The following is a 12,551-nucleotide window of genomic DNA, read 5'->3' on the forward strand; positions in this document are numbered from 1 at the left end:
CTCCATTCTCTTATTCTTTATTTCATTTCAGCTTCTGGGTCTTTTATACCTAAAATGATTGTTAGGATCATTCCACCAAAAAATGCAATCACCAAACCCACAATGTACGCCCAAAGTGTAGGACCCGCAAAAGCTGGAATGGTGGTTAATCCTCCAAATACAAAGGCGTTACCAATAACATTAAATGCACCCATAAAAGCTCCACCCATTGCAGCACCAAGACAGCCAGCAATCAACGGTGTTTTAAATTTTACTCCTAGACCGTAAATAGCAGGCTCTACAATTCCAGACAAAAAGACAGAAGTAATTGCAGTCAAAGAAAAGTTCCTTAATTTGGTATTTTTTGATCGTAAGAAAACTGCAAATGCTGCTCCTGCCATCCCAAAGTTTGCAGTTGCGCCATACGCAATGAATGGTGAGTGACCTGTGCTAGCGATTTCCGGAATAATAACCATGGTATTTGGTGCCCAATGAACACCAAACATGATCAAAATATTCCAAATGCCACCTGTAATTGCCCCTGTAATAATCTGATTGATTCTTGCTAAATAATTTACAAATCCAGCAATACCAATACTAATATAGTTACCTAAGGGACCAAAAATACTGGCAGTTACAGGCACTAACACAAACAAAAGAACGGTTGGTATCAAAATCATATGCAAACTATTCGGAATTGTTTTTTTCATGAAATGTTCCATTTTCGATTGTACCCATGTTGTAAAAATTGCGGGCAGAATCTGCGAAGTGTAGTTAAAGACTGGAACTGGTAAACCAAAGAAAGAAATCGTATTGCCCCCGTCCCCTTGGATCAAATTAATAAAGTCTGGCATAATCAATGCACCAGCGACTGCAATGGCAATATAAGGACTCGTTTTAAATCGGTTTGCTGCAGTTACCGAAACTAGTAACGGTAAGAAGTAGAAGACAGATGTTGCAGCAAGTGTCAACATCAAATTTGTCGAGCTATCCGTAGATAAAATTCCGACCTCATTTGCAAGAATTGTAAATCCTCGAAGAAGACCCGATCCGGCTAATAAAGGTAATAAAGGCGAGAAAATACTCACTACGAGTTGAACAAACTCATTTATTAAGCTCTTTTTTGTCTGGACTTTAGAATTTTTTTCATTGGTCGTCTCATTATTTTCTCTATTCAATACTTTTAAGAAGTCTTCATAAACTTCCCCTACATTCGTTCCAATAATTATTTGATACCCGGAATCTTTATTGACTACTCCTGTCACACCATCCAATAATTCTATTTTTTCACTTTGAACTAACTCACGTTTCTTCAGACTTGGGCGTAATCTTGTTGCACAGTGAGTAATTGACTCAATATTTTCTGTTCCGCCTAGATACTCTAGAATCTGCTGGGCTAACCTTTCATTTTTCATGATAAATCCCCTTTCTATAATGAATTAGCAAGTCGTTATGACGTCATATCAACATCTAAAATATACCCCTAACGCCCTCGAGTGTAAACGATTACAAAAGAAATATATCCAAAGATTTATTTATCACTCATAAATCTGCTTTCAAGATTTAGCTTTTTTGAACACGTTCTATTGAAACTATTTTTTAACACTTTAGCTAAAAAGAGGATAGAAAGAAACTCCCTGTGATCTCTGTTCTAAGACGTCTTATTCTAATCATATTATAATCTGTTTTAATCAAAGTAAACATTAACTATAAAACTTTGAACTGTAAGAAGATGTATAAAGTCCACCAAAGTAGTTTCATTTAGAAAAATTTATCAAGTATATCTATTATTCAACTATCTCATTTCTAATTTTATTATAAATTAATGAGTTTGTATCAGACACCCAAGGAAGACTCTCTCGTCAAATCTAAAAATAAAAGGATGAATTTGAAAATTTATTGAGTTACCCTTTATTAGATGATACACTTTTTAAAAAGGAGTTTTAGCAATGAAAAAAATCTGTTGGATTTTTTCTATCAATGTTCGGGGTATGGCACCATTCGGTTACAGCACAACAATGAATCTTAGACAAGCAAAATCATTTCAAGAAAAAATCAAGACACTCTTACCAGCAGAAATTGAGACTCAATTTATTAGTTATGATATTTCAAGTAATGATATTCCTGCTGCAGATTTACTTGTTTTTAATGATATGGATTCAAACTATCTAAGCGAAGAAATAAAAAAACAAGGCATTGCTGTTTCTTTTAAAGATATGGTTTCCGGAAATACTACAGTTATCAGAAAAACAATTCTGAACGCCCTAAATTTAGGCGGAATTTGAACAGTTTTTCTGCTTGTAACAATAACGACACCCCTCTCATACTTATGAATATGAGAAGAGGTGTCGTTATGTATTATTTATCTTTCGTCCTATCTAAAATAAAGCAAGTAATAATTGATCTAAGCGCCTAGATAGGTCTCTACTAATAAGAACACTGATTATTTGATATCTTATCAATATTCATAACGGGGAGAATGAAGAGCATAAAACTAGATAGCTTTTTCTTTATTCGTTAGTTATCGTTCTATCTGCTTTTAATCCAAACGTAACACTTTCAAAAAATTACATTTATTGTTTTTCGAACTATATTGTATGCATTTCTTCAATATCAAGTAATGACGTACGATTATGTTGTTCTATTTCTGATGCTCCCCCCCTATAACAGATGTTACTGCACTTAAATCTAGTATAGCAACTGAAGGTTTAACACCAATCCTAAATTTTTTCCATAACTCTTCTTTGATTGTATGGTAAGCCTACCATGATGCTCCACAATCAAAAAAATAGTATCTTTTTGCACTATATATGTATCAAATCACTATGTTATAGTTTACTTAAGGAGGGAGAAAATGAAAAAGATAGTACTAAAAAATAAAAAACTGCTTGTTACGCATGTGATTATTTGCGCAATCGCTGCGCTTATTCAGGTTGGCGTTGCACTTGTTTATAGCCTTATCACAGAAGTTGCTATGTCAGGAAATATACAAAAGCTTATGGTTGTTGGCTTATTCGCCTTCTTTTATATCTTATTAAACACCATGAGCGACTTTGTCCCCAGACGCAGTAAATCTATCTTGGTCCACTCAATAACGGATCAGCTGAGAGTCGGCCTCTCGCAAAAGATAGTCCGAATGGATCCAGAAAAGTTTTTAAAAAGCGAAAAAAATTATTACCTTTCAAAGCTAGCCAATGAAATAAAAGTTATTGAGCAAGAATTTTTGAAACCTGGATTTGGATTGGTTTTAAGCATCTTTACCTTTATTTTTTCACTTCTTTTCTCTTTAAGACTTAGTGCTTCCTTTTCAATTGTCATGCTATTGCTAGCCTTTAGCCCCTTGTTAGCTCCTTATTTTGCCAAAAAAATTCTTGGAACTCGTCGTAAAGCGGCGGTCGAGGCACAAGATCATACACTCAGTTTATTTGAACAACTTCTTTCTGGCTATCTGACACTAAGAGTAGGCAGAGGATTCCCGAAATATGCTACACGTTTTTCTGAAAGTAGCGAGCGACTGAAAAAGCAAAATATTCATTTTGAATCGTTACAAGGACTTACCTACGCGATTTCTTTTGGTCTTGGCGACCTTGCCTACTCTGGAACGTGGATTATTGGTGGTTTTTTTGTTGCAGCAAAAATAATAACCCTTCCTAACCTCATTGCTATGACTACCTTAATGAGTAAGATTGCCGGTCCATTGGAATATTTCAGCACCTCGATTACCGATATTTTATCCAGTAAGAAAGTCGCTGATGATCTTATATCTTTTATCGATAGTACAGATGATGATGAAATGACTCGATCAATCATTCTTGAAAGTCCCATCACAACTTTGTCGATTGCTAACTTAAGCTATAGTTATGGTACCCGTACATTAATCAATGAATTAAGCTATCAATTTGAAAGAGGGAAAAAGTATGCAATTACAGGTGCGAGTGGCAGCGGTAAATCCACGCTATTGAATATTTTAGCAGGCATTTATTCTGTCGGTGACCGTCAACTATTTATCAATGAACAAGAGATGAATCAAATTTCTAGAGATTCCTTGTATCAAAAAGTCTCACTTGTCCAACAAAAGACCGCTATTTTTCAGACCAGTATTGCTTCTAATCTCTCTGTTTTTAATGATTTTGAACTTGAAAGAGTTGTTGATGCATTAAATAAGAGTGGCTTGGCCAATCGCTTTAACTACGAGAAATTATTAGAAGACCAAGAAAACAAATGGATAAATTTTCTTTCAGGAGGGGAATTAAGGAGAATCGAAATCGCTCGCGCTGTCTTTAAAAATTCCGATATCATTCTATTGGATGAACCGACTTCTGGGCTTGATAGTGGAAATGAGCTGATTATCAAAGATTTGATCAACTCTTTCAATGATAAGATAATTATCGTAGTTACTCATTCAACTAGTCCTGATTTTCTAGACTCTTTTGACGAGCTGATTCACTTAGATGCTTTACCCCTCAAAAAACAAAACGATCCCTTTATTCGCTTGTCTTTATGAGTCCCTCCTTGAACTTGTTAGAAAAAGAACTGAACCTAGTAAAATGTTCTTTGTCATACTACTAATGACAAAGAACGTTTGAGGGTTATTGACTTCCTACTAACTAATAAAATTTCATCAGATTAAAAAATTCTTCTTACTCTATGTTAACAAAATATTCTGCTATTAAATTAGTTATAGAGCGCGACACTTTACAATCACCGTTACTCTAAGCCTTTCTTTAGTTCTCGCATTCGCTGCATCCATCCTACGTCTTCTACAGTAACTATTACTTAATAACAAAAGAACGATACTTGGAATAGGCTATTTGATCGATAATAGTAAAAATTTTCTTTATCTCTAAATCTGCGCCGATTGCCGTTACTTGATAGAACTGACTGTAATTGTTCCCTAATGCGGGAAGGTAGGCATTAGAGATCAATAAATCAAACGGTTCATCACTTGTATAGGGTAGGAGAACAACGTCTTGTTTCCCTTTCAACTCATTTTCTAATAAGTAAATAGAGGCATCTGCCAAAATATTAGAGCCCATATTTAAGACCGCTATTCTCACTTGATACTCCTCTTTAGGAGACAGCATGTAAATTAAGAACACTAATCTTTTTTTCAAATACTTTAATTTCGTGTGGTTGAACAATTTAGTCGGTTCAATAATATTTTCTATTATGTCTAAGACAAACTGATTTCTAAACGAATTGTTAAACAAGTTATGGTAATAATTCAAAGTGACTTTATCGATCGAATAATTGACCCCATGAAAATAATAAACTTGGGCGATGAGAGAAAAGACACTGGATTTAATGGTTGAATTTGACTTTAGTTTATAAATCGACTGGATCGCGGCCATTATTTCATCGGTTATCTCAAAGACGGGATTTTTGCTAGTATATAATCCTAGTCGAATTTCCTCATAGGGGATCCCACCAACTGTAATTAAAAATAAGCAGATAAAATAGGTGACGATTGTCGCTTCATCTGATGAACAAATATATTTTTTTGAAAAATAACTATGCCGAATGTATTTAAAAACTGGCATATCTAGACAGCGATTGATCTTTATTTGCTCATCTTGGCCTACTTCGCTGTCTTTTGACTCTGGCGTTAAACCAGTGACTTCTTCAACAGTTGGCTTATCTGCAGTGTAGTGCTCAATTTCTGGACTAGTCACCGCATCAAAGGTTGTGTCATCGTCTTTGGCTTGCCACTCACCATACGTTGTTTCCTCTGTGGCTTCATTGGTGGTGACTGTTCGGGTGAAAGTGACTGTATCCACCTTGTCTGGGGCGGCTTCTGTACCGTCTTCATACAGATAATGGATCGTTTGTTGCACTTCTTTGGTCTCGGTTGATTCCACCATGTTTGCCTTGTAAGTAACCGTTACTTCGCTGTCTTTCGATTCTGCTGTCAAGTCAACCATTTCTGCCACACCTTTTTTATCTGGCGTGTAGTTGGCTATTTCTGGACTGACCACCGCATCAAAAGTGGTGTCATTGTCTTTGGCTTCCCAATCACCATAGGAGGTTTCACCGGTTGCTTCATTAATGGTGACTGTTCGTATAAATTCTATTGTATCCACATGATCCGGCGCGGCTTCTGATCCGTCTTCATACAAATAATGGATTATCCGTGCGATTATTTTACTTTCCTCTCTCGTTTCTATTTTAGGGCTGTAAACATACGTGACTGTTTGGGGATTTTTGCTAACGATTCCTGTCTCATCACCTTGCACTTCTTTCAAGATATATCCAGGGATATCTTTCGGAGTAATCGTATATGAATCGCCTATATTGCCACCAGTCATTATACTTGGAGGAAGTAATTCTTTCCCCTCTTCATCGATATAATTCACTGTGATTGGTGCCCCTTCAATATACCTTGGCTGCCATACATAGGTATCAGCCATAGTCGCTCCATCATAATTCAATACCAGTTCCTTAGACAGGAATACCTGATCACCATAAGGAGCGTCTATCGTACCTGATCCAACATTTTGCCAATAACCGGTATAATAGCTTGAACTAAATCCAATCATTCCACTTGGATTTGTCAAATTAACTGGGTACTCATTACCTGGCCAATTGTTCCAGCCGACAAAGCTGAATTTTTCCCCTAGTCGTATTTCTTTTAGATATCGTGCATTTGCTAGAAATTGATTCATTCCAGCCCCTAAGGCTTTGATTACATTGGTACTATCAAAATTTGATAAATCTAAACTAGTCCCTCTAAAGCCATAAAACATGCTGTTCATTGTTGTGGCTTGACTTGTATCAAGCAAATGTAGATTCACGATTTCATCCAACTCTGAAGGCACTTTTCCATAATGGCCAGTGCTTTCAAATAGTCCAGGAACATCTGCTGGAAGAACAACAGGGGCAGTGAGAACTACTTTTCTAATAGTCATGTTTGATGAAACTTCTGCTATTGGAATCACTTGATCTACCGTTGTAGTAAGCGTGCCTTCTCCTACAGTTAGAACTCCCTCAATATCAAGGGTTGCTGGAGCAGTCCCCCACATTCCACTCCAAAGGATATTGTCTGCAAGAGCAGCCTTCTTTTCTTCAGTTGCTGCTGTACTGTCTGTCGACGCTTCTGAACTATTTTTCTCTGCATCTTCTTCAGATTCCGTTTTAGTTGCTGCAAATTCTTCTGCTGTCGCTTGCTCTTCAGATTCTATTGCTTCTGACTCTGTTCCTACAGTTTCCTCGACTACTTTTTCTACTTCTTGCTGTTCAGGCAACAACTCCCCCGCAGTAAGCATTGTTTCTTCTGCTGCTGAACTATTCGTTGTTTCTTCTGCTGCTGTAGTGCTAATTGATGCAGCTGATGCAGGAATACTAAAAAGTGCTTGTGTAAAAATCGGGCTGCCTAATATAAATACAGAGGAACTGACAAGAATACGTGATACGATTTCTTGCTTCTTCGATCTTCTCATTATTTTTCCTTCTTTCTATCTAAGTGAATGAACACAGTCTCGTTCTATCCAATGCAAAAAAGCTGTCAACTGACAACTACTTCAGACATATTTTAATACTCCTGTTGTCCTCATTCCTTAAGTATGTATTATCACATGGCTCTGAGTAGCGAACACGACAACATCTGCTCTAAAAAAGACAAGATTCGTCCTGTTTAAAAAAAATAATTAAAATCCTTTGGAAATTATGACAAAAAAGAAAATAATCACATTCATATCAGTATTTCAACGGATTATGCGAAAAGATTTTGAACATGGAAGATCTCTTTTTATTCCTAATCATTCACTTAGAGAAAAGACAAAAAAACCGCAATACAAGCGTTTGAGCAAATCAACTGTCTCAACGATAAAAGGACTTGCCCACTTGCGCAGCATTGCATCAAAAATATCGTTTAGAGTTGTTTTCACTGTCACTTATATTGCAGTCATAAAAATGGATAAGCAGTCATACTTGCAGCCACGTGTTTTGGGTCTGCTAAGTATTCGCTTGTTGATCTTGAACATTTGATTTAGTCAAGTTCACACCTTAGCTGTTGATACTGCCAATTCGAAAAAGATCGTCACTAGCAGATACGGATATCTAACGTTATCTGTAATGATTCTATAGTGAGGTATTTGTCCCTGTTTCTTGAATAGACTCATTAATAGACTCATTTTGGAACTTTTCGATCGCCTCGACTAATTCAAGCCAGCGATCTCCGGTGGGGAAACTATTCCATTTAAAGAAACGTACTTCGCGATTTTGATTAATAAAGTATTGACGATCGACAGGATAATCCATCACGACAAAATCCGGCTTTTCTGATACAAAAGAAAGAGTATATCCAAACCATCGTTTTAATCGCTCTTTTTGCCTAATTTCCTGAATTTTTCCAAATTTTGATTCATGAAAAACCCGCACAGTTGACCGATCAATTCTAGCTACAATCGAAAGAAGCATACTGTACTGAAAAAGCAGGCGGTTATTTGAGACATACAGCGTACTAAAAATCGATGATTGTTCTGATAACGATTGGTACATCTCTTGAACCAGTGGAAATAGTTTAGGGAATACTCTTCGATAATCTTTGTCTGTTGTTGTTTTTCCAAAAGCATCAATCTTATTTTTAGAAGCAAACATGAGAGAGGTTGAATGGATGTTCAATGCATTGACAAAAAGATACGTTGTAGCACTATCAGGAACAAGAAAAGCTTGTTTCGCTGTTTCCGAAAAAAGTTTAGCGGCTTGTAAGCTCTCTTCTGAAAAATGATTTGTCATCGTCAACTCTGTAGGGATCTCATCAGGTAAATAGGTGGTCATTACTGAAAACATATAATACAAGAAGATATACTCATTTTCTGAAGTTTCATTTAACAAATAATTATCTCTTAAGAGGGGCATTATAAGCTCCTTTTTGAATTGCTCAAAAGGAATAGTGAGATGGCATGTTTCTGTCATTCCCGGTGGAATTTCTTTCAAAGCAAATCCTCTCTTTAAACGATAGAGACTTAAAGCCAGTAATTGGATAAACTTTTCTTGATCGATTCCTCGGTAACAACTTGGATACATCGCGAGTCTTTCTTTGAAACCAGTAATACTTTTTTGAGTCAGGCCAAAATAACGTACATTTGAGCCATCCAAAATTTGCCAATACATGATATGAAAAAAATGCCTAATACGATATTCTTCTCCTACAAATAACGGCTTCCTCTTTAAATTCAACGAAATATTATAATTTTCAAGGATATCCATGATCTCCTTGAGTTTTCTTTGAACCGTGCGATTACTCACAAAATGCTGTTGCGCTGTATTCTCCAAGGATAAATATTTCTCTCTGAATAATCGGTCCAATATTTGAAAAGGCATGCTTTCTTCTAACATGACAGAATATAACTTAGAAAGTAAAAAATTTGAGGCAAATCGAAGTGAAATGGTTCTTCCGTCAATTATTTCGATATCATAAAAGGGATACCGTTCTCTCAAATCCAGTGCACGGTCAATAACTAAAACAATTCTTCTTTTCGAAACACTTAATTTATTTGCCAAGTCGCTTATACTTTCATATTCCTCAGCATTTTCAAAAAAATAAGCAAATACTTCATAGACATCTTGATCTAATTTAGTTAAAAGAAACTTATACATGCCCTCACCTCTTAACCTCTTACTTTAAATAAATTATACCTCTTCTACCTTCTAATATCATTGATTGTGCATTAATCCATAATGTTTTTGATTTTTTTGATAATTATTTAAATTTCTACTTAAATAGCCAGCCTATTTCATTTTGTCTCATAAGTGTCCTTTCTCTTTCTCCTCCTATTGATCTGCATAATCAACTTCCTTCAATGCTGCGTTACAATCCAGTGTCTTAATCAGTAACTTTTCAATGATTGAATATGAAAAAAGATATATTCTATAGGATTTTCATCTAGAACATTACTGTATGATACAAGTGCCATTTTTTAACATAAAAGTGATTTTTACTAAAGAAAAATTGAATGACTAGATGATACAGTCAAACTAGCAAACATTCAAATACAAAACAAAAATGAAGTGTCCAGAAAGCTGTTATTTCTTAGGTACTTTATTGTTTGAACTGAAAATTAGGCTTTTATACAAAAAACATCAAAGCTAATGAATACACTTTGATGTTCATAAAACAGTTTTAGGATAACTTATTAACGAATTATCTGAGTATCCTCGTATCATCAGTAAGAAATTCTCTAGATACATTGGTTAAAGTTCTATTACTCATTTCTTTGATAATTGACTAACGGACCCAGACATGAGATGCCCAAGGTTCGCTTTTATTTTTTCTTCCGGCCAGTCCCACCAACGGACCTTTTGTAAATACTGAATCGTTTCATCATTAAATCTTTTTCTGATTGGTTTCGCAGGAACGCCTCCTACAATGGTATATGGCGGTACATCTTTCGTGACTACAGCTCTAGTACCTATAATGGCGCCGTCTCCAATCGTTACGCCTGCCAGGATCAGTGACTCATACCCGATCCAGACATCATTGCCAATCACAATATCGCCTTTATTGTCCCATGCAGCAGCCACATCGGCTTTATCAAGACCCCACTCTTCAAAAAATAGCGGAAATGTATACGTTGGAACGCTTGATAATGAGTGGTTTGCAGCATTAAACAGAAACTTTGATCCACAAGCAATGGAACAAAATTTGCCAATAATCAATTTGTCATGATTGATTGGGTATTGATACAGCACATTATTCCTTTCAAACTCGCGTGGATCATTTACAAAATCATTATAAATCGTGTATTCTCCAACGCTAATATTTGGGTTAGTGATGGCATTCTTTAGATAGATCGTTTGTGTATCATTGGTTCTTGGGTAAATTTTATTTCATGAAGTAGTCATAATATTCTTCTCCTTTTGGTGTGTTAACGTTTGACTATTTCACATACTACAATGCACTTTTTCATTTTTTTACCTCTTCTCAATTTATGTACGTAATGAATATATCTAAATAATAGTACTTGAAATAGTAAGCAGCTGAAGAAAAAACCGCTACTAACATGGTATTTCATTCAACTGCTACGAATACGGGACACTTCAAAATCAATGTGCTTACCACAATTTAAATCAAATAAATTATAGCCATTGTATACTCATAAAAAAACTTACACCAACAGTTAAAATAAAACAAGGATATTTAAATAAAAAAGACAGGATCCTTTTTATTCATTTGTGTTCTCCAGAAACTATATACGATTCTTTTTTTGAACGTTACAAAGAACTAACCACTAAAAACTATTGGGCAAATTGGGCAAAAAATCAGTCTTTTCATGACTATAACGGAACAGGCAAGGAGACAATATATAGCTCGACTACTAATAGTACTATGCATGCGAATAACATAAGATTTTCTCGACGATCATGGTTTGGATGAAGATAGGCTTCTGATTTTGGTCTATCTTTAATATCATCTTGTCTAACTTTTCTTCTAATCAATGCCACTCCTGAACCGACCGCCCAACACAAAGTGAACAGAATAAACAGCCCAAACGATAGATAAATTTGTTTACCAATAGCAAGATACAGTAGAAAAAAGTCAATCAGCTTAATCGAAAACAAAGCGACTCTTCGCACCTTTCGTCCATAATAGATCCAACTATAACTCATGCACCCTCACTCCTTCTTAAATTTAATCACTACCTTTTGCTTTCATATTTTGACTTAATGAAAGATTTTCTCATCGATTCTTAGTATAATTTCCTCAATTTGTATCTCAAAAAACATGATTATAAATAAATATATACTAAAAAAATAAAGTGTCCAGAAAAAATGATATCCAGACACTTTATTCATGTTCTTACTATAAATAATACACTTAATTTGATAGGTTCTTTTTTCGTTTACTGATTCTATACGATAAGAGAATTAGTAGGGTTCCTAAAATCACCAACATTGATTGTCCCAACGTTTCTTCTCCCGTAGCTGGCAAAGTCCCTCTAGAATCATTCTCTTTTTCATTATTTTTATGAAGAACACTATAGACATACACCACTTCCTGCGCTTCCTCGCTGAAAATTCCAGAAGCATTATCTGGTATCTCTACTACATACCAGCCTGGGATCTCTTTGGCTTCACTGGCATATGGTAACCCGACTTTTCCACTTAAGACAGTTGGCTCTGCTAATTGATTTCCTTCACTATCTTGGTATTTCACAGTCACTGGTGCCGCATCACTGCGTTCGTATACATACACCACTTCCTGCGCTTCTTCACTGAAAATTCCAGAAGCATTATCTGGTATCTCTACTACATACCAGCCTGGGATCTCTTTGGCTTCACTGGCATATGGTAACCCGACTTTTCCACTTAAGACAGTTGGCTCTGCTAATTGATTTCCTTCACTATCTTGATATTTCACAGTCACTGGTGCCGCATCACTGCGTTCGTATACATACACCACTTCCTGCGCTTCTTCACTGAAAATTCCAGAAGCATTATCTGGCGTCTCTACTACATACCAACCAGGAATCTCTTTGGCTTCACTGGCATATGGTAACCCGACTTTTCCACTTAAGACAGTTGGCTCTGCTAATTGATTTCCTTCACTATCTTGGTATTTCACAGTCACTGGT

8 protein-coding genes are annotated in these 12,551 nt (G+C 35.9%); 2 read left to right on the top strand and 6 right to left on the bottom strand.

Translation table 11 applies throughout. The annotated features are described in order from the left end of the window. Positions 1-17 precede the first annotated feature (17 nt). Entirely contained in the window at positions 18-1,394 is a 1,377-nt protein-coding gene (locus tag DVW06_RS10250; RefSeq protein ID WP_137264614.1) for a PTS transporter subunit EIIC, read from the bottom strand. Positions 1,395-1,928: 534 nt separating this feature from the next. On the opposite strand from DVW06_RS10250, the gene DVW06_RS10255 reads away from it, so the two are divergent. Further along, entirely contained in the window at positions 1,929-2,264 is a 336-nt protein-coding gene (locus tag DVW06_RS10255) for a hypothetical protein (RefSeq protein ID WP_003128211.1), read from the top strand. Between the two features lie 569 nt (positions 2,265-2,833). Further along, the gene (locus tag DVW06_RS10260; RefSeq protein ID WP_137264615.1) at positions 2,834-4,483 is read left to right on the top strand and encodes an ATP-binding cassette domain-containing protein; all 1,650 of its coding nucleotides are present in this window, start codon (positions 2,834-2,836) and stop codon (positions 4,481-4,483) included. A gap of 268 nt (positions 4,484-4,751) precedes the next feature. On the opposite strand, the gene DVW06_RS10265 is transcribed toward DVW06_RS10260, so the two are convergent. The 5 genes from DVW06_RS10265 to DVW06_RS17510 all read right to left on the bottom strand — a co-directional run bounded on the left by DVW06_RS10265 (position 4,752) and on the right by DVW06_RS17510 (position 12,547). Next, positions 4,752-7,415 carry a mucin-binding protein gene (locus DVW06_RS10265; protein WP_231450746.1) on the bottom strand — a complete coding sequence of 888 codons (2,664 nt, stop codon included), beginning with the start codon at positions 7,413-7,415 and terminating at the stop codon, positions 4,752-4,754. A gap of 318 nt (positions 7,416-7,733) precedes the next feature. Next, positions 7,734-7,862 carry a hypothetical protein gene (locus DVW06_RS17680; protein ID WP_255200701.1) on the bottom strand — a complete coding sequence of 43 codons (129 nt, stop codon included), beginning with the start codon at positions 7,860-7,862 and terminating at the stop codon, positions 7,734-7,736. Positions 7,863-8,055: 193 nt separating this feature from the next. After that, positions 8,056-9,576 carry a helix-turn-helix domain-containing protein gene (locus DVW06_RS10270; RefSeq protein ID WP_029486314.1) on the bottom strand — a complete coding sequence of 507 codons (1,521 nt, stop codon included), beginning with the start codon at positions 9,574-9,576 and terminating at the stop codon, positions 8,056-8,058. A 609-nt stretch (positions 9,577-10,185) separates the two neighbouring features. Then, positions 10,186-10,800, bottom strand: coding sequence for a CatB-related O-acetyltransferase (locus DVW06_RS10275; protein ID WP_117474721.1), 615 nt, complete (start codon positions 10,798-10,800; stop codon positions 10,186-10,188). A gap of 994 nt (positions 10,801-11,794) precedes the next feature. Then, entirely contained in the window at positions 11,795-12,547 is a 753-nt protein-coding gene (locus DVW06_RS17510; protein ID WP_238696177.1) for a MucBP domain-containing protein, read from the bottom strand. Positions 12,548-12,551 lie beyond the last annotated feature (4 nt).

The organism is Enterococcus sp. ARL09-542, from assembly GCF_005234805.1.
Lineage (GTDB): Bacteria > Bacillota > Bacilli > Lactobacillales > Enterococcaceae > Enterococcus_D > Enterococcus_D gallinarum.